This is a genomic window from Sporosarcina luteola (assembly GCF_023715245.1).
Classification (GTDB): Bacteria; Bacillota; Bacilli; order Bacillales_A; family Planococcaceae; genus Sporosarcina; species Sporosarcina luteola_C.
In genome coordinates this window covers 1,517,524-1,535,570 of record NZ_JAMBNV010000001.1, presented here as the reverse complement: position 1 = coordinate 1,535,570, position 18,047 = coordinate 1,517,524, and the positions used below count along the sequence as shown (strand labels likewise).

At 42.3% G+C, this 18,047-nt stretch carries 19 protein-coding genes and 1 other RNA gene; 9 read left to right on the top strand and 11 right to left on the bottom strand.

Going from position 1 to position 18,047, the window contains the following annotated elements; translation table 11 throughout:
* Positions 1-32: 32 nt before the first annotated feature.
* Together M3152_RS07280 and fdhF are read right to left on the bottom strand one after the other, a co-directional pair.
* Positions 33-512 carry a DUF1641 domain-containing protein gene (locus M3152_RS07280; protein ID WP_251694504.1) on the bottom strand — a complete coding sequence of 160 codons (480 nt, stop codon included), beginning with the start codon at positions 510-512 and terminating at the stop codon, positions 33-35.
* 5 nt (positions 513-517) lie between these two features.
* Entirely contained in the window at positions 518-3,454 is a 2,937-nt protein-coding gene (fdhF, locus tag M3152_RS07275) for a formate dehydrogenase subunit alpha (RefSeq protein WP_251694503.1), read from the bottom strand.
* A 260-nt stretch (positions 3,455-3,714) separates the two neighbouring features.
* On the opposite strand from fdhF, the gene M3152_RS07270 reads away from it, so the two are divergent.
* The 3 genes from M3152_RS07270 (at position 3,715) to M3152_RS07260 (ending at position 6,369) form a co-directional block, all read left to right on the top strand.
* Positions 3,715-4,062 carry a DUF2294 domain-containing protein gene (locus M3152_RS07270; protein ID WP_251694502.1) on the top strand — a complete coding sequence of 116 codons (348 nt, stop codon included), beginning with the start codon at positions 3,715-3,717 and terminating at the stop codon, positions 4,060-4,062.
* A 13-nt stretch (positions 4,063-4,075) separates the two neighbouring features.
* Entirely contained in the window at positions 4,076-4,864 is a 789-nt protein-coding gene (gene fdhD, locus M3152_RS07265) for a formate dehydrogenase accessory sulfurtransferase FdhD (RefSeq protein WP_251694501.1), read from the top strand.
* A 209-nt stretch (positions 4,865-5,073) separates the two neighbouring features.
* A complete protein-coding gene (locus tag M3152_RS07260) occupies positions 5,074-6,369 on the top strand; it encodes an L-lactate MFS transporter (RefSeq protein WP_251694500.1) in 1,296 nt (431 codons plus the stop codon).
* A gap of 63 nt (positions 6,370-6,432) precedes the next feature.
* Here M3152_RS07260 and M3152_RS07255 read toward each other — a convergent pair whose 3' ends face one another.
* The 5 genes from M3152_RS07255 to M3152_RS07235 form a co-directional block, all read right to left on the bottom strand.
* Entirely contained in the window at positions 6,433-7,365 is a 933-nt protein-coding gene (locus tag M3152_RS07255) for an ABC transporter ATP-binding protein (protein WP_251695272.1), read from the bottom strand.
* Positions 7,365-8,429: an ABC transporter ATP-binding protein gene (locus tag M3152_RS07250; RefSeq protein ID WP_251694499.1), complete on the bottom strand. Its 1,065-nt coding sequence runs from the start codon at positions 8,427-8,429 to the stop codon at positions 7,365-7,367. Before M3152_RS07250 ends, M3152_RS07255 begins: the two co-directional genes overlap by 1 nt.
* Before the next feature lie 16 nt (positions 8,430-8,445).
* The gene (gene opp3C, locus M3152_RS07245; RefSeq protein WP_251694498.1) at positions 8,446-9,468 is read right to left on the bottom strand and encodes an oligopeptide ABC transporter permease; all 1,023 of its coding nucleotides are present in this window, start codon (positions 9,466-9,468) and stop codon (positions 8,446-8,448) included.
* The gene (gene opp3b, locus M3152_RS07240; protein ID WP_262173292.1) at positions 9,468-10,400 is read right to left on the bottom strand and encodes an oligopeptide ABC transporter permease; all 933 of its coding nucleotides are present in this window, start codon (positions 10,398-10,400) and stop codon (positions 9,468-9,470) included. Before opp3b ends, opp3C begins: the two co-directional genes overlap by 1 nt.
* A 167-nt stretch (positions 10,401-10,567) precedes the next feature.
* A complete protein-coding gene (locus M3152_RS07235; RefSeq protein WP_251694497.1) occupies positions 10,568-12,289 on the bottom strand; it encodes a peptide ABC transporter substrate-binding protein in 1,722 nt (573 codons plus the stop codon).
* 258 nt (positions 12,290-12,547) lie between these two features.
* On the opposite strand from M3152_RS07235, the gene M3152_RS07230 reads away from it, so the two are divergent.
* From M3152_RS07230 to M3152_RS07220, 3 genes are all read left to right on the top strand, one after another.
* Positions 12,548-12,892 carry a DUF3899 domain-containing protein gene (locus M3152_RS07230; RefSeq protein WP_251694496.1) on the top strand — a complete coding sequence of 115 codons (345 nt, stop codon included), beginning with the start codon at positions 12,548-12,550 and terminating at the stop codon, positions 12,890-12,892.
* An 80-nt stretch (positions 12,893-12,972) separates the two neighbouring features.
* The gene (locus M3152_RS07225; protein WP_251694495.1) at positions 12,973-13,452 is read left to right on the top strand and encodes a DUF948 domain-containing protein; all 480 of its coding nucleotides are present in this window, start codon (positions 12,973-12,975) and stop codon (positions 13,450-13,452) included.
* A 27-nt stretch (positions 13,453-13,479) separates the two neighbouring features.
* On the top strand, positions 13,480-13,914 hold the full coding sequence (locus M3152_RS07220) for a DUF948 domain-containing protein (RefSeq protein ID WP_251694494.1): 435 nt from the start codon (positions 13,480-13,482) through the stop codon (positions 13,912-13,914).
* A 13-nt stretch (positions 13,915-13,927) separates the two neighbouring features.
* On the opposite strand, the gene M3152_RS07215 is transcribed toward M3152_RS07220, so the two are convergent.
* From M3152_RS07215 to cax, 3 genes are read right to left on the bottom strand one after another with little or no spacing between them, the layout of a single operon-like run.
* A complete protein-coding gene (locus M3152_RS07215) occupies positions 13,928-14,482 on the bottom strand; it encodes a DUF948 domain-containing protein (protein WP_251694493.1) in 555 nt (184 codons plus the stop codon).
* Entirely contained in the window at positions 14,479-14,922 is a 444-nt protein-coding gene (locus M3152_RS07210; RefSeq protein ID WP_251694492.1) for a DUF948 domain-containing protein, read from the bottom strand. The genes M3152_RS07215 and M3152_RS07210 overlap by 4 nt, the downstream gene beginning before the upstream one ends.
* A 55-nt stretch (positions 14,923-14,977) precedes the next feature.
* Positions 14,978-16,030 (bottom strand): calcium/proton exchanger, encoded by a 1,053-nt coding sequence (gene cax, locus M3152_RS07205; protein ID WP_251694491.1) that lies wholly within the window; start codon positions 16,028-16,030, stop codon positions 14,978-14,980.
* Between the two features lie 137 nt (positions 16,031-16,167).
* Here cax and ssrS point away from each other — a divergent pair.
* Both ssrS and M3152_RS07195 read left to right on the top strand, forming a co-directional pair.
* Positions 16,168-16,361, top strand: a non-coding RNA gene (gene ssrS, locus M3152_RS07200) — 6S RNA.
* Positions 16,362-16,512: 151 nt separating this feature from the next.
* Positions 16,513-16,725 carry a hypothetical protein gene (locus tag M3152_RS07195; protein ID WP_251694490.1) on the top strand — a complete coding sequence of 71 codons (213 nt, stop codon included), beginning with the start codon at positions 16,513-16,515 and terminating at the stop codon, positions 16,723-16,725.
* 46 nt (positions 16,726-16,771) lie between these two features.
* Here the strand turns inward: M3152_RS07195 and M3152_RS07190 are convergent, their stop codons facing one another.
* Complete coding sequence (locus M3152_RS07190) at positions 16,772-17,074, bottom strand: YunC family protein (RefSeq protein WP_251694489.1); 303 nt, start codon at positions 17,072-17,074, stop codon at positions 16,772-16,774.
* Between the two features lie 127 nt (positions 17,075-17,201).
* Here M3152_RS07190 and M3152_RS07185 point away from each other — a divergent pair, with 127 nt between their 5' ends.
* Positions 17,202-18,032 (top strand): S1C family serine protease, encoded by an 831-nt coding sequence (locus M3152_RS07185; protein WP_251694488.1) that lies wholly within the window; start codon positions 17,202-17,204, stop codon positions 18,030-18,032.
* Positions 18,033-18,047 lie beyond the last annotated feature (15 nt).

Sequence of the window (18,047 nt, the reverse complement as noted above, 5' to 3'; positions counted from 1 at the left end):
TTTCGTTTCAAAGAATAATAGAGAAATGGAATTCACTCATTTAATCCTTTTCCCATCCCTTTCAGGAAATTTAGACCGTATTTCACTGCTTGATTTATATGAGGATCGTTGAGTGCTGTCATAACCTGCAAAATGGAAACTTTATCCCCGTTCCCTTTATACAGTTCGGCTTCCTCAATCCCCTTTGTGATGTTATCCGTCAATTTTGCGGTGACTTCCGGATTAATTGTTGTCAAAAGACCCGTTGCGTTCAACAAATTATTAATGAGATTTGTCATCGGCTCCCGTGAAGCTTGCTTCACAGCAATGCCCGCAATCTCGTCTTTCGCTTTCACCATTGCGGTTACTGCATCCAACACGCCTGCGTTGTCCAATTCAGCGGTTATTTGAATGATTTTATTCAATGATTGTTGCTGTTCCGAAATGAGGGATTGCAGTTCTGACATTTTCTGTTGCTGCTGCTCCTCAGGAGTAAGTTCTATTCTTTTAATTGAAGTAATCGGCGCTGCCATTTAGATCACCCTTTCTCCACTTGATCTGTCAGATGCTCGTAACCAGGTCTCGCCCATTTCCGTTCAACTTCAACCCCATCTTGAGGATGCCGTTTTTTATTTCGATGGTTGCTTGCCGGCAACGGATTTTCGCCTTCCGTGCGTATAACCTCCATGCGGACTTTTGCTTGTTTGAAAGCAGGAGTATTGGTCCTTTGATCGACCGCCGTTCCCGTCAGGAAGTTTATCGCCGATTCTTTTTCAACCGAGTTCATCGGAAGGAATAATTCATTCCCCTTCACCCTTTCGGTCACTAGAGCAGGAAGACGTAGTGCTCCGTGCGGTGACACGAGCCTTACTAACGAGCCGCTGAGAACTCCCCTCTCTTTTGCAAGTTCTGGAGATACTTCCACGAAGATTTCAGGCACTTTCGATTGAATTCCAGCAGATTTATTCGTCAAGTTCCCTTCATGGAAATGCTCAAGCATCCTGCCGTTATTAATATGCAAGTCGAATTCGTCATCGTATTTGACCGGTTCCACCCAATCGGACAAGGCAAACCTTGCTTTTCCATCAGGGAAATTAAATCCATCGACATATAGTAACGGAGTACTTTCACCGTCAAGACTTCCCCACAAAAAGCTATTCCAGTTTTCCATATTACTGTAATCGGCCTTGCTGAACAACGGTGAAAGACTGGCCATTTCAGCGAAGATTTCACTCGGATGTGTAAACTGCCAATTAGCCCCGAGTCTTGTAGCGATTTCCTGGACAATCCACCAATCGGCCTTCGCATCCCCTAATTCCGGCAAAGCTTTATACAATCGCTGAACTCTTCTCTCCGTGTTCGTAAATGTCCCATCCTTCTCCAAGGAAGGTACCGCCGGTAAGATTACGTCTGCATATCTTGCAGTCCTAGAGAAGAATATATCTTGGACTACTAGGAAATCGAGTTTGGATAAGACGTCATGCACATGATTTGCATTGGAATCGACGAGCGCCATATCTTCACCGACGATATACATCGCTTTCATGATGCCCTCATCGATCGCATGCAACATTTGAATATTATCCAGTCCTGGCTTATTGCCAATTTCAACCCCATATGCGCGCTCGAATTTTTCACGTGCAGCATTATCCGTTACGTGCTGATAGCCTGGCAGCCATCCTGGAAGAGTACCCATATCACAAGCACCTTGGACATTGTTATGGCCACGTAATGGATACGCACCTGCGCCTGGCCTGCGATAATTCCCGGTAGCTAGAAGTAAGTTAGAAATCGCAGCGGAAGTGTCCGACCCGCCAGTATTTTGAGTAACTCCCATTCCCCATAAAATACATGTACCATCCGCATCGCGGATCATTTCAGCCGTCTGGATCAGCATTTCTTTCGGCACACCAGTCACATGCTCGGCAAAATCAAGCGTATATGTTTTCAATACATCTTTGAACTCATCAAAATGGTGGACGTTTTCACGTATGAAGGCCGCATCATGCCAGCCCTTGTCAATCAGATATTTCGTTACCGCCATCAGCCATACTTGGTCAGTTCCCTGCTTCGGACTGATGAAAATATCGGATCGCTCCGCCATTTCATGCTTGCGCAAATCAGCAACGATCAATTTCTGACCATGTAGTTTATGAGCCCGCTTAACACGCGTGGCGAGAACGGGATGTCCTTCAGCAGGGTTTGCTCCAACGATGATCACAAGACCCGCCTTTGCTATGTCTTTGATCGTTCCCGCGTCGCCACCCATTCCAACAGTCCTGAATAACCCATCGGTCGCCGGCGATTGACAGTAACGTGAACAGTTGTCGACGTTATTCGTCTTGAACACTTGCCTCGCAAGCTTTTGGATCACATAGTTCTCTTCATTGGTGATTTTTGAAGATGATATGACACCAACACTATCTTCGCCATATTCCTTATGGATGGATCCCAAACGCTCCGCCACCAAATCCAAGGCTTCCTTCCAGGTGGCTTCGACGAATGAATCCCCTTTCCGGATGAGCGGAGTCGTCAATCGTTCTTCGCTGTTGACGAAATCCCAACCGAACTTTCCTTTGACACAAGTCGATATTGCATTGACGGGTGCTTCTGAAACAGGCTGGATCTTCAGGATTTTTCTGTCCTTTGTCCAAACTTCAAATGAACACCCTACCCCGCAGAAAGTACAAACCGTTTTTGTTTTCTTCGTTCTTGTATCACGCATCGCCGCTTCTGCATCCGAAATGGCCATGATACCGCTATATCCAGGCTCCACGTCTTTCACGAGATCAATCATCGGAGTTAGAATCTCTTCTTTCATCCCAGTCATGAATCCGGCTTCCCCAAGCATGGACTTCTCCATCAATGCATTACAAGGGCAAACAGTGACGCAATGGCCGCAGCCGACGCAGGAGGAATCATTGATCTTCGCGCCACCATCCCAGAGGACAATCGGCCGATCCCTTTTCCAGTCCATACTAAGTGTTTCATTCACTTGCAGGTTTTGACATGCTTCTACACATTGGCCACAAGCTATGCATTGATTCGGATCATAACGATAAAATGGATGTGTGAAATCCACACTGTCTTGTGTGCATTTTGGCTCGTATGGATATTTTTGTTCCTCGATTCCCATCATGTCAACCGTGTTATGGATTTTACAGTTGCCATTGTTGTTATCACAAACAGTGCAATATAATAAGTGGTTTTCAAGGATCCGATCCATTGCTTCCGTTTGCGCTTCCTTTGCGCGCATAGAGTTCAATTGGACATCCATTCCATATTCGGCTTTTGTTGAACAAGCACGAACAAGACGGCCATTTACTTCAACGATACATGTATCGCACGTTTCAATGGGGTCCACTTCAGGCAAATAGCAGATTTGTGGATGCTCAATCTGCTGTTCATTGACCACTTGTAATATAGTCATGCCTTCCCTGAACGGCGATACCTTTCCATTAACTTTGATTGACATAAAAATGCCTCCTTTGAAATAAAAAACCACCATAGACAAATACACCTGCCAATAGGTGTGCTTGTCTATGGTGGAATAGTCCAGTAGCAGAGCTTGCTAAATAACCAATCCAAATGTAAAGTAATTGAATAATAATACCAGTGCAGTTTCATACCCCGATATCATTCTTACTAGTATTATAGATTATATGCAATTATTATACAATGTCTTTTATGGGTTATTGAAAGATAATTCTTATTTTTCAAAAGGAGTGTATAGGAGTGTCAAAAAAAATCCATGAATTCAATGATATTATCAGGAAGCTGAGAAAAGACCTCTTCGGCAAGGGTCCAGAAAGGATTACCACAATATTTGTCGACAATATGGCAATCTCGACACTTTACGGGAATTTGACACCTACCGAAAAATTCATCGCAGGCACAAATGATGGCAAAGAGATGGTCCATATGGCCAGGACAAGAATGATACAAGAAGTATATGCTGTCTCACCTCCAGAAGGTCTTGAGGAGGTAGTTGGCGCTAAATTCGTCCATCTATTCTCAGACATCAAATTGGAGGACGATATTGCTGTTTCTGTATTCTTGTTCGATAGGATTATTGATCAATGAAAGGAGAACCATTATGAATCGCATTCAAAAACGGGCCATTTTGCGATTTGCCAACGGTGCATTCGAACAAAAGACAGATGAGGTCGCAACTGAATTCCCGATTACAATTAAATTAAACGGTAAAGAATTATTAACTATCGTCTGTACGCCCGAGTATATCGAGGATATGGTAATCGGATTCCTTGCGTCCGAACGAATTATTATCGATTACTCAGATATCCAGGAGATCCGGTTGGAGGAAGAATTGGGCTTAATCCATGTACATACAAGAAGAACATTTCCTTTTTTTGAACAGCTCCAAAACAAAAGGTATATTACATCGTGTTGCGGGATGAGCCGACAAGGATTTGTCTTTGCCAATGACGCACTCACAGCTAAACGCATGTTGCAAAGGGATGTCGTATTGACACCTCAGCATTGTTTTTCGTTGATGGAAAAGATGGATCAGAAAGCTGATCTGTTTCAACAAACGGGCGGAGTGCATATTGCTGCTCTTTGCGATTCGCAAGATTTCATGCTGACTAGAATGGATATAGGACGGCATAATGCGCTTGATAAAATTTATGGATATTGTTTTAAAAACGAAATTACTGTTAAAGACAAGGTGATTGTCTTTAGCGGTAGGATATCTTCGGAGATATTATTAAAAGTCGCAAAAATCGGCTGTGAAGTCGTTCTTTCTAAATCCGCTCCGACAGAACTAGCAGTAAATCTTGCTGATGAATTAGGAATAACCGCAGTCGGATTCATAAGAGGCCAATCATTCAATGTGTATACGCACCCAGAAAGAATCAAACTATGACTTTTCGATATTTTTAGACTAAATATAATATTTAGTGACAAACCCAAAAGATGATGATATCATGACGGGAATATGACAAAATATGTATCTCTTTTTTCGAATCTTCAAACAAAATGAAAGGGCTTTCATTTCCTATTTGAAATTACTTTGAAAAACGAGAGGAAGATTCCTTTGTCGTATTACTTTATTATCAAAGGGAGATGTGAAAAGTGAAAGTAGGATCGAAGAAAACAAAGAACAGATGGTTGATTGCCGCCTCCGCCGTTGGGATTCACATTTCGATCGGCTCCGTGTATGCATGGAGCAACTTTACAAACCCGCTGATCGACCAATTCGGATGGTCGACAAGCCAAGTGCAATTGACGTTTAGTATCGCAATTTTATTCTTGGGCCTGTCTGCTGCATTCCTTGGTCACTTCGTTGAAAAACATGGTCCACGTAAAGCTGGGATACTTGCGGCAACTTTCTTCGGAGTAGGTGTTATGGGTGCTGGTTTCGCCGTAAGCATATCCTCGCTTACACTGTTGTACTTTTTTTATGGGGTACTAGGCGGAATTGGGCTGGGTGTAGGATATATTGCCCCAGTTTCCACACTTGTGAAATGGTTCCCGGATCGGCGTGGTCTTGCAACAGGAATGGCAATAATGGGGTTCGGCTTTGCAGCTGCAATCAGCAGTCCCATAATGGAAGCGCTCATCACTTCTGTTGGCCTTCAAAACACATTCTATATCCTAGGAGCATCTTATTTAATTATCATGATCACCTCTTCACTTTATCTTGAGAAACCTGAGGAAGGTTGGGCTCCAGCGGGTTATATAAAAAAGTTGGAATCCGGAAAAGTCGAAGCGATAGTGGACTTAGCACAATTGACAGCGAACGAAGCTATCAAGACAAAACGATTTTATTATTTATGGATGATGCTTTTCCTGAATGTCACTTGCGGAATCGCCATCTTGTCTGCTGCCAAGCCTCTTGCCATAGAAAGTATTGGCATGACTACAATACAGGCTGCTGCACTCGTTGGAGTCCTCGGACTCTTTAATGGATTCGGACGGTTAGGATGGGCATCCATTTCCGATTATATCGGTCGAAGACATACGTACACAGTATTTTTTGTTATTCAGGTAGTGTTATTTGCCCTTCTACCTTTTACAACTAACGCCATACTGTTCCAAGTAATGCTCGCTGTGATTTATACTTGCTACGGCGGAGGTTTCTCATGCATACCTGCGTATATCGGTGATATTTTCGGAACAAAACAACTTGGCGCAATTCATGGATATATATTAACAGCCTGGGCGGCAGCGGGAATTGCCGGACCTATGTTTGCTGCTTGGATGAAAGACACGACTGGAAGTTATGAAAGTAGTTTACTCTTTTTCGCGGGACTGTTTGGAGTTGCATTGGTTATTTCGATTTTAATTCAATTGGATATCAAAAAGGTAAGAGCTGAACAGCATGGTCCGAAAAAAGTAAATACAGTACAAACGGTGAAGAGCGTCTAATATTAAAAATGAGAAAACCGCCATCCACATCATATTTTTCGATGTGGATAGCGGTTTATCTTATTAGTTAGCTTGGGCCTTCATTTCTTTAAACTCTTTTTCGGAGCAAAGTACGAAATGACCAGGTGTTACTTCACGGAATTCCACTTTTTCATCGGGTCCGTAATTATGTTGTTTAGGATCGTACGGATGTCTTACCCGTGACCGTTCGTAAATCGGGTCCGGAAGCGGAATCGCAGATAGCAATGATTTTGTGTAAGGGTGCAACGGATTTTTGTATAATTCATCCGCAGGAGCCATTTCAACAAGCTTCCCGAAATACATGACGCCAATCCGATCCGAAATGTACTTCACCATAGATAGGTCATGCGCGATGAATAAATATGTCAATCCCTTTTCCTTCTGCAAGTCTTTCAGCAAGTTGACCACTTGGGCTTGAATGGAAACGTCAAGCGCGGAAATCGGTTCATCAGCAATGATGAACTCCGGATTGACGGCGAGCGCTCGCGCAATTCCAATCCGTTGACGCTGACCTCCCGAGAATTCATGCGGATATCGATCGGCATGCTCTTTATTCAAGCCTACTGTTTCCAGCAACTCCACAACCTTCTGCTTCCGTTCTTTCGGATTTTTAGCCAATCCGTGAACATCCAGTCCTTCAGCGATAATATCCAGGACTTTCATTCGCGGATTCAATGATGCATATGGATCTTGGAAAATCATTTGCATCTTCCGATTCAAAGCCTTCACTTCGGATTTTGATTTTTTCTCATGTACACTAATCCCGTCGTAAAGGACTTCTCCGTCGGTGGCATCATAAAGACGAATGATTGTCCTGCCAGTTGTCGATTTTCCGCAGCCCGATTCCCCGACCAGGCCAAATGTCTCTCCACGATATATATCAAAGCTGATATCGTCGATTGCCCGGACTTCGGATGGTTTACCGGCATTAAAATATTGTTTCAAGTTTTTCACTTCAAGCAATTTCTCCACCATCATGCATCACCTCCAGTCGTTTGTTCATAGTATCTGCTTCCCCGGAACGTCTTCATCCTCTCGATAATCGTCTTAGGAGGATCGACTTGCGGTGCATTCGGATGAAGCAGCCAAGTCGCTGCATAATGTGTGTCGCTAACTTTGAACATCGGCGGGGCTTGCTCCATATCAATTTGCAATGCATATTCACTTCTTAGTGCAAATGCATCTCCAACAGGAGGATTCAACAGATCAGGCGGAGTGCCTGGAATCGCATAGAGCTTTTCATCAGCCAAATCCATAGACGGCATCGAGCTGAGAAGTCCCCAAGTATATGGATGCTGCGGGTTGTAGAATATCTCATCCACTGTTCCCACTTCCACAATCCGCCCGCCATACATGACAGCCACTCGGTCTGCCACGTTTGCAACAACACCGAGGTCGTGTGTAATGAAAATAATCGACGTATCGACTTTTTTCTGAATGTCCTTCATCAATTCAAGGATTTGTGCCTGTATCGTAACATCAAGTGCAGTCGTCGGTTCATCCGCAATCAATACTTTCGGATTACAAGCGAGTGCTATCGCAATGACGATCCGCTGTCTTTGTCCGCCAGAAAATTGATGCGGGTACATTTTAATTCGCGTTTCCGGATTTGGTATACCTACCATGCGCAATAAGTCAATGCAAACTTCCTTCGCTTTTGCCTTGCTAACTTTTTGGTGCTTTAAAATCGGCTCCATAACCTGCTTGCCGATTGTCATTGTCGGATTCAACGAAGTCATCGGATCCTGGAAAATCATTGAAATCTCTTTCCCTCTAATTTTCTGCATTTGACCATCAGAAAGTTTCGTCAAGTCATTTCCATTAAAAAGAATTTCCCCATTTTTAAATTCAGAGCTCGACTCGGGCAACAAGCGCATTATCGATTTCGTTGTCACCGATTTACCGGAACCCGACTCACCGACAATGGCTAATGTTTCTCCTTTGATCAAATCAAAGCTGACTCCTCGGATTGCTTTCACTTCACCGGCGAACGTGTGGAAGGAAAGCTCCAAGTCTTTTACTTGCAATATTTTTTCCATCTTGGCTTTCCTCCAATCAATCTTTCATTTTCGGGTCAAGCGCATCGCGCAGTCCGTCACCGATCAAGTTAAAAGCAATCATCAAGACACTGATGATCACGGCTGGGAACAATAGGAAATACGGCTGGTGTTCCATCACTTTGTAGCCATCATTGATCAATGTACCTAATGAAGCGTTAGGTGGCTGCAGACCAAGCCCGATAAAGCTTAAGAACGCTTCAAAGAAAATAGCAGTCGGTATTGTGAACATTGTATTAATGATGATAATCCCCATAATATTCGGCAATAAATGTTTCCCGATTATTCGCTTGTCGCTTGCTCCTAATGTACGTGATGCAAGTACAAATTCTTGCCCTCTATATTTCAAGGTTTGGGCACGTACGATACGGGACATGCCAATCCACCCTGTAATCGATATCGCAATGATAATGGCGGTTAAACCCGGCTCCATTATTAATAGCATCAAGATTACGATAATAAGTGTTGGGATACCAATCAATATTTCGACAATCCGTTGCATGACATCGTCGACACGGCCGCCGAAATAACCTGATATACCTCCATAAAGGACCCCGATGACCACATCGATTGCCGCAGCAACGAATGCGATCAATAAAGAAATTTGAGTTCCTTCCCAAACGCGGGTGAACAAGTCTCTACCAAGTCCATCAGTTCCGAACCAATAATACTCATCCACTTTTTTAATTTCATACAAATTTACTTTCTCGCCGCCTAATTGACCCATGCCGTCAAATATCCCCAAATTCTCAACGCCGGGAATTTTTGGCGGTAAGTTAGCGTGTCGTAGTATTTGTGTTTCGCCATCATGACCATTTAGATGCGGTCCTATCAAAGCCATGATGATAAGTAAGATTAGGATGACCATGCTGACGATGGCCGCTTTATTTTTTCGCAGCCTCAGCCAAGCATCTTGCCAAAAACTTAAACTTGGTTTAGTAATCCGTTCAGCCCTACTGCTATCAATTGTAATGCGCTCGAATTTTTCCGGCGGCAATTGTTGAAGTTCATCTTTTCGCATTAACCTTTACCTCCAGACAACCGGATTCGCGGATCAATGATTCCGTACAGAAGGTCCACAATGAAGATAATGAATATCAACAATGCAGAGAAGAATAGTGTCGTACCCATGATTGTTGCAAAGTCATTCGTCATGATGGAAGATACGAACTGCTCCCCGATTCCTGGAATCGCAAAGATCTGTTCTACAACTAAGGAACCGGTTACAATACCGGCTGCTACCGGCCCTAATACTGTAACGAGAGGAATTAGCGCGTTTCTGAATGCATGTTTAAACGCGATTTCAAAACCGTTCGCACCTTTCGCTTTTGCTAACGTAATATAATCGGAGCTCAGCACTTCAATCATTTCAGTACGGATGAAACGTGCAGATAATGCAAGCGGTCCCATCGCCAATGCGATGGATGGTAGAATACTTGATTTCCAACCATCGTTCCATAGACCGACCGGCAACAAATGCCATTGAGAAGCTACCCAATACTGCAGCAATGAAGCGAATACGAAAGAAGGTATCGATACCCCTAATATCGCAAAGAACGTGCTACCGTAATCCCATATTGTATTCTGCTTCAAGGCGGCGAGCATTCCTAACAAAATCCCTATGATTGTTCCAAATACCATCGCCTGCGCTCCCAATATGAAGGAAGGTTTCACTCTCGTAGCCAATAGGTCGTTAACACTCTTCCCTTTAAATACGAAAGATGTTCCCAAATCTCCTTTGGCCAGGTTTTTCATATAAATAGCGTATTGAACAGGCTTCGGTTTATCGATGCCGTATTTCTTTTCCACAATTGCCCGTTGCGTTTCGTTCAGCTTGTTGTAAGAAGCAATCGGTGAACCTGGTAGCGTTTGCATTAAGAAAAACGTTGCAGTAGCGATCAGGAACATCGTAAGGAACATGTAAACGAGTCGTTTTCCAATATACTTAACCACGTTGCACCTCCAAAGTACGTGAGTTTGATTTATGTCAAATTGAATAATCAATTTCTTTTCAAAATGAAAACACTTACAAACTTTCACTTTATTTCCTGTTAGTAAAAAGAGAGTATATGGATTTTCCGCCATATACTCTCATTTCTAATTAAACTGCCAATGCTTACTTACTCTTTACCAGAGATATAAGCCCATTTGTAGCTGTGATCAGCTCCGAAAGGATGAATTCCAAGTCCTTTGAAGTACGGCTTTTGAAGTTGGATCAAACCACGTTGGTAGATTGGTGCGATTGCAGCTTCGTCTTCGAGAAGGATTTTTTCAGCCTTCGCAAATGCTTCGTAACGTGCTGCAGGATCTAATGCAAGCTCATCTTTAGTAGCTTCAATCAACTCATCGTACTCTTTGTTCGAGAAGGACATCAAGTTGTTAGTGCCATCTGTAACGAACAAATCCATGAATGAAATTGGATCTTGGAAGTCAGGACCCCATCCAGAAACTTGGATATCGTAGTCTTGGTTTCCATCAAGCTCCAAACGTACTGCAAATGGAACTTCTTTCAACTTGATTGTCAATCCTTCTAGGTTGCCTTCAAGTTGTGCTTTGAAATACTCATTCATCTTCTTGGACAGTTCAGTGTCTCCGCCTAGGATTTCAAATTCCAATTCAGATACACCTAGTTCTTCCAATCCTTTTGCCCAGTATTCTTTAGCTTCTTCCACATTGTATACAAGGTGGTCTCCGCTGATGTCACGGAAGTCTGTTCCGCTTTCATCGTATGCGAAGTCTCTTGGTACTAAGAAGTTTGCAGCAGTTGATCCGTTTGCAAGAACAACGTCAGCCAAATCTTCTTTCTCAAAAGATTTTGCTAGTGCTTTACGGATATTAACGTTTGCAAGCGGTGTTTTTTCACCATTGCGCTCTTGGTTAAATTTGAAGTAGAACACAGCAGTGTCCGACTCGTTTACAGCTTCTTCATGAGTTCCATATTGAAGAGCCAAGTCTCCTGAAACTCCTGCGCGGTCTTTCTTTCCATCGTTGTAAAGTTTAACTGCAGTTGCAGAATCTTTAACTACATCTACGTTGATAGTTTCAAGTTTTACGTTCTCTGCATCCCAGTAATGTTCGTTCTTTTTGTATACCCAGCTATCTCCAGTTCCATCCCACTCAGTAAGAACGAAAGGACCGTTGTAAAGCAAGTTATCTGAGTTCGTTGCATATGCATCGCCTTTAGATGTAACGAATTCCTCTTTTTGAGGGTAGAATGTTCCGAATGACATTAGTGATAAGAAGTAAGGCACTGGGCGTTCCAATGTTACGACCAATGTTTTGTCGTCTTCGGCAACTACGCCAAGTTCCGACTTCTCCATTTTCTCTTCACTGATTGCTGTTGCATTTTTGATAACTCCAGACATCATGAACGGACCATAAGGTGATCCGGTTGCAGGATCGATTGCACGTTGCCATGCAAATACGAAATCATGCGCAGTTACAGGTGTTCCGTCGGACCATTTTGCATCACGAAGTTTGAATGTGTACGTTAGACCATCCTCACTTACTTCTGCTTCCTCTGCTGCCATTGCCGGTTCTGCAATGTTTTCAAGGTTTAAACGGTACAACCCTTCATTTACGTTGTTCAATACATTGAATCCTACTGCATCTTCCACGATTGCGGAGTCAACAGATGGAATTGCTGCAGATTCTATCAAGTTCACAACTTGTTCTGCGTCCGGCTCGCCGGCTTCTTCTGTTGGTTGTTCTGTTGCTTTTTCGTCTTCTTTATCAGGTGCAGCAGTTTTGTCTTCATCCTTGTCCTTGTTTCCACAAGCAGCAAGAACTAAGCTGAGCACTAGTGATAAAGCGACTAGCAAAAGCCATTTGTTAGTTTTCAAATCTTTGACCTCCCCTTTTGTAATTGTCTGAAGAATTATCACTTTTTATTATACATTCAAAACATCTTAAGTCAAAGTCTTTTTTTATGTTTTTTTCTGAAACAACATAATTATAAGTGATACACAAATCATATTATTCTACTTACATACCCTTGGAAGCTTGTAATGAGTGACTTTTCCTTAAATTGCATTCTTTCGCCGAATGATATAATATACATAAATAATAAATAATATAAACGAGAAAAAAGAGGTTGGAATATGAAGAAAATTGTTTTGAACATTATTGTAAACCAATTATTAATATTGGTACTTGTGTTAATATTTTATAAGAAGCTGACAATTCTAGATTATATTAATGTTTCATTCTACCTAGGATCCTTGTTTCTCTTCATTGGAATCCTTGTTTCAGTGTTACAGTCCGGCTTTTTTGATTTCTTTTCTACAAGTATGAAAAAGGTACTTTCCCCTAAACATGTCCAAAGTGAATTAGTATCCATGCGCCCACCCTCTGAAGTCATATCGATGAAACCGTCTTTCTTCTTCCGTTCGGGATTGCCAATCATTCTATGTATGCTTGCCGCTTTATTCTTCTATTCATTCTGATTCGTCTAAGGTTTATTCGATTGGAAAGAGTGGTACCGAATAGGTAAATGCAAAAGCAATGGAATGGAGTTGATAGTAGAATGGAGATTCTTCTTTATAGTAGTGCAATCATAGCAGCTGTATCCTTGTTACTGATTGCCATCTTCTTCATCGTCGCTCTACGGAATGTAAAAACGACAATGAGTGAAGTATCCGAAACAATTGCAAGGATGGAAAATAAGATTAGTGGCATCACAACGAAATCCGAACAACTGATGGCAAGAACCAACAGAATTGCTGCTGATGTGGAAAGCAAGGTTCAAAGCATGGAAAGCGTTGCACAATCAGCCCAGCACATCGAAAAATCTTCCGAAAATCTTAAACGTTCGTTCCAGTCAATTTCACAGCAAATCGCTTCACCAAATCCAAAACATCTTGAATTGATGGAGAAGTTGACAGCATTGACGGAAGGGGCTTCCAGGGTTTACTTCAAATTCAAATCCGAAAAACTGAAGCAAGATTCTAACGACCAGCAAAAGATGAAGCAGCTCCCTTCACCACAAAAAGTGGAAGGAACATAAAGAAGAGTACATACGGAGGTGATGAATATGGACTGGCTCGGTATTGGGGTTTTACTCATAGGCATTGCATTCTTGACACTCACATGTTTTCTAATCAAACCTTTACGTAAAATGTCCGATGCATTGGACGGGTTGAAACAGACGACAGATCGTCTGCCTCGAATGGTAGATGACCTTTCTAAACAAACAGCCGAAGTGATGCAATTGGGTAATGCGACAATCGCTACTGTCAATGAACAAGTGAAAGAGGTCAGCCCTTTCTTCCATATTATCGGGGATACAGGCACTGCGACACGAAAACTCACCCTTAGTGCCATTGAAAAAATGAATGCATTGAAGGATAAAACGAGTAAAGCCTCAGATTTTACTACTCGTGAAAAGTACGAAGGTATCTATGGCATACTTTCGTTCATCTTCTTTCTCAGAGGAAATAAAGATAAAATAGCGATGGAGGATAATTGATCCTCCATCGCTTTTACTTGTCACTGATTACGTACTTCCCTTCCCTTGCAGCCTCTTTCGCTTCCTCTTTCATCCTATCGATGTCAAACACTCGCTGTTCACCAGATATATATAATGAAGATGGAGATGGCCTCAGCATATAGTCTTTTTTATGATTCCTGCTGTTTCGAATGACATAATAGACAAGTGCAGATGCTCCATATAATCCATCCAGCCGTTTATTGCGCGTTTCCTCGTCGACCGATTGCGCCTTCTTTTTGACGGCTCCTGCAATGTCATTCGCGGATGATGCAAGTTTTCTCGTCGATTCCCCTACATCTCCTACGATCTGGAAGAGTGGTGTCAACGTTCCTAGCTTTTCATTCACATCCGCTAACGTATCATTGGAATTTTGTATCATCTTTCCTGTTTCATGTAAGACATCATCAAGCTGATTTGGCAAATGATCGACGGTGCGGCCAACACCTTCCAAAATGGAAGCCGTATTTTTAAGCACCCTGGCAAGATATATGGATAGTATAAGAAATGCTATTCCTATTAATAAAACACCAATCCCGGTTAAACTCAATATGCTCTCTCCTTCCTAGTTTCAGATAAACTCCGTCCGCGCTTCCATGATTCCAGTAATATTTTTGCAAATTCGGCGCTTTGGATAGTCCGGATAAACGGTTTTACACCACTCATGTCTGCTTTTTCAACATACGTTTCGGTCAATTCATTCAATTCCTCACCTACTATGTTGGCCGCACCACCAAATTTCTCCACAGATAGAAATACACTGTTAAGTGCATTCAATTTTCCGTCCATATCCGAAATCGTTCTATTCGTTTCGTCTAATGTCCCCTCGAGTGCTTGAAGTGTTCCGTCCAATTTGGACTCCATTTCTCCTGTGGCAGTCCGGATTGCCTTGACGCCTGATGATGCGCGAAGAAGCAATTTCGACAGAGCGATCGCAAAAATGGCAAAGGAAATTGCTATTAAAAAAACGCCGATTTGAACTAACATCATGTCATCCCTCCCTGTCCGTCTATACCACTTTTAGTTCGTTGGTAAGCATCTTCTATTATAATAGATAAAACCCTATGCCGATAATCAGATAAGCGGCTAGCAATGTCAGGCCTTCAAACCAGTTGGACTCGCCGTCGTTCGAGAGGTTGATGACAAGAAATGTAGCAGTGACCATGGCGACGAGTTCAGGTATAGTAAAAACGAGTGGCATTGATTCGGGCATCATCAGAGATATTAATACAAGTATCGGAGCAACAAACATTGCAACTTGCAAAGTTGAGCCGACCGCAATTTCCACTGCTACGTCCATCCTGTTCTTCATTGCCATTGTAATGGCGGAAAAATGCTCTGCCGCATTCCCGACAATCGCCACGATAATAACACCGATAAACAACTCAGACCAACCGAACTTCTCCCCAAGCGTCTCGAATGTATGTACGAGCTGTTCAGAAACATAAGCCACGGCAATTGTAGATAACAGCAATATGACAATGGATTTCTTTCTAGTCCATTCAGGAGTCTCCTCTTCTTGCCTCTCTGTATCTGCCGATGAAAAAACGCCTCTGTGAGTAACAAGCTTGAAAAACAGGCCCGCAAGATATAAAGTGATCAATATGATGGAAATGCCAATACTTAACGAAATTGTATTCGTCTGATCCATTGTTTGTGTGAATATCTCAGGAATGACAAACGCTACAATGACCGCGAAGATCAGTAATCCCGAATTGTACCTAGCGTCGTGGATACCGAATTTTTGCGTTTTGAATTTAATGCCTCCTGCAAAAAACGACACGCCCAGTACGAGTAAAAGATTCCCAAGAACCGATCCGGTTAAAGAGGCTAATACAATCCCTATTAAGCCTGCTTTCAGTGTAAAAATGGAAATGATCAATTCGACAGCATTGCCGAATGTTGCGTTTAATAATCCGCCGACTCTCGGACCGCTAACAATCGCAAGGCTTTCTGTAGCTCTCCCAATAAATCCTGCAAGCGCGATGATGCTAACACAACTAATGATGAATATCGGAATATCCGGCCAGTCCATAATCGAACCAATAATGATTAGCGGTACACCGATGAACACAAGCAGAGTAAATATTCGATTCACCGGAATCACTCTCCTTCAATGGAATTCCTCCATATCTTTCCCTGTAACCGACTGAAACAAACAGATAACATTCCGACGGAAAAATGACTGGAATATATTTTCATTGATATTTTTCAAATTAACGTGTAATATAAATACATAAGCTGCATTGTTCGTATTCACATTAAGTTTTAACCTTTAAGCTGTAAAAGGGAGTTTTATATCGGGACTGGAATGGTATGCCTGATTCATTATCAATCAGGACGGACAGGATCGTCCTTGCGAACACCCACTTTGAGGAGTGGTGGTTTAAAACTTTCATGATTAACGATACGGCAAAGGCGGCTTTTATTATATCTAACGACAACCATCATCCATATTGGGTGATGGTTTTTACTTAGACAAAAAAAAGGAAACGGATATTTTTATGTTGAAGGGACATCATACATCATGTAAGTGAATTCATTTCACTTAACAAAAAATCTGAAGGAGATGTCTTACACATGCCAGAAAATCGCCAAAACCGAGACAATAACCAGAACAACCGCAACGACAGAAACAACAACAACAACAGAAACACAGAATTTGCCGATGATTTCTTAAACAACAACAACAACAACAACAACCGTAACGACAGAAATAACAACAACAACAACAACAACAACAACAACAACAACGACAGAAACAACCGCAACAACCGTAACGACAACCGCTAATGATAAAAAGCCCCGTATCGCATTCGCGATACGGGGCTTTTTATCATTAGCGCATTTTCAACAATGCTTCTCCTCCAATCATTCCAGTGTGAATACCTAGTGCCTCTGCTTCTAATGTAACCGATTCAAGCGGCGCTTTCAGTAATTGCTCAATTGTTTTTACCCCGACAGCCCTTCCGGCGACTATTTTACGATCTGCTAAAACATTATTCAGCAGTCCTACATCCAAGGCGCCGCACATGATATAGCCTTTTTCATTCGACACGGTCAATAAGGTTGTTTTCGGCAAACGGACAGTTACTGCTGTAAACGAATACCCTCCGATAAGTATTGGTGTCAATGTTACCAAGCTGGTCTCCCCTTTCACCTCTATACATATGGAGTTCCTTACTAGTTTGTGCCATTATATGCACATCACGATTCACTGCTATACTAGTAGTAATGTACAAACATGTGAGTAGGGGAAGTGACGCCAAATGACAGTTGAAAAGAATGATGAACATACGGAAAATGACGAACAATACGCTGAAGAGTTGAGCGAAGAAGAAATGCATCTACTTGTTTTGCAGGCACAACAGGAAGCCTTAATGCAACAGCAGGATGATGCGATTCCAAAGAAAGAAATCCCGAAGTCGTTCATCTGGCTGCTATCAATTATGCTCTTTCTTAGCACATTCGCAGGACTTTTTCAGATCTTTTCGATTCCGGCAATTGATTTTCTAATGACGTCTGCTTCATTATCCAAAAGTGAGGATATCGCAGAGTTTAAAAAATCCGTAGTCGTTGTCGTAACTGAAGATGGTAAAGGAACTGGCTTCTCCGTTTCAAGCGATGGAACCATCCTCACCAACTATCATGTCGTGGAAGAAAACCGATCGGTATCGGTTGTTTTCCCTGATGACGGAAGATATGAAGCTACCGTAAAAGAAACCTTTCCAACTATTGATGTGGCGGTACTTGAAGTACACGGCAGCGAGCTTCCCTTCCTCGAAATAGATCATTCCAGCAAGATGGACAATAATGACCCACTTACCTTTATCGGAAATCCACTAAGCTTCAAAGGGATTGCAAATGAAGGTTCCATTTTGGCACCGATAAAGCTTACCGGTTGGTCAGATGAAGTAATGATGATCAAAGCACCTGTCTATCGAGGAAATAGCGGGAGCCCTGTATTAAATGAAGACGGAAAAGTTATCGGTATCATTTTTGCTACAATGGATCATAAGGAACATGGCAAGGTCGGTTTGTTTATTCCTGTATCATTGCTACATGAAAATCTCTCAGACGAAGAAGAAACCCGGGAATGAATCAACCATTTCCGG

Coding starts and splice junctions, on each gene's coding strand:
- M3152_RS07280 (WP_251694504.1), bottom strand. CDS start 512: ATGGCAGCGCCGATTACTTCAATTAAAAGAATAGAACTTACTCCTGAG.
- fdhF (WP_251694503.1), bottom strand. CDS start 3,454: ATGTCAATCAAAGTTAATGGAAAGGTATCGCCGTTCAGGGAAGGCATG.
- fdhD (WP_251694501.1), top strand. CDS start 4,076: ATGAATCGCATTCAAAAACGGGCCATTTTGCGATTTGCCAACGGTGCA.
- M3152_RS07255 (WP_251695272.1), bottom strand. CDS start 7,365: ATGGTGGAGAAATTGCTTGAAGTGAAAAACTTGAAACAATATTTTAAT.
- M3152_RS07250 (WP_251694499.1), bottom strand. CDS start 8,429: ATGGAAAAAATATTGCAAGTAAAAGACTTGGAGCTTTCCTTCCACACG.
- opp3C (WP_251694498.1), bottom strand. CDS start 9,468: ATGCGAAAAGATGAACTTCAACAATTGCCGCCGGAAAAATTCGAGCGC.
- M3152_RS07230 (WP_251694496.1), top strand. CDS start 12,548: ATGAAGAAAATTGTTTTGAACATTATTGTAAACCAATTATTAATATTG.
- M3152_RS07225 (WP_251694495.1), top strand. CDS start 12,973: ATGGAGATTCTTCTTTATAGTAGTGCAATCATAGCAGCTGTATCCTTG.
- M3152_RS07220 (WP_251694494.1), top strand. CDS start 13,480: ATGGACTGGCTCGGTATTGGGGTTTTACTCATAGGCATTGCATTCTTG.
- M3152_RS07210 (WP_251694492.1), bottom strand. CDS start 14,922: ATGATGTTAGTTCAAATCGGCGTTTTTTTAATAGCAATTTCCTTTGCC.
- M3152_RS07195 (WP_251694490.1), top strand. CDS start 16,513: ATGCCAGAAAATCGCCAAAACCGAGACAATAACCAGAACAACCGCAAC.
- M3152_RS07185 (WP_251694488.1), top strand. CDS start 17,202: ATGACAGTTGAAAAGAATGATGAACATACGGAAAATGACGAACAATAC.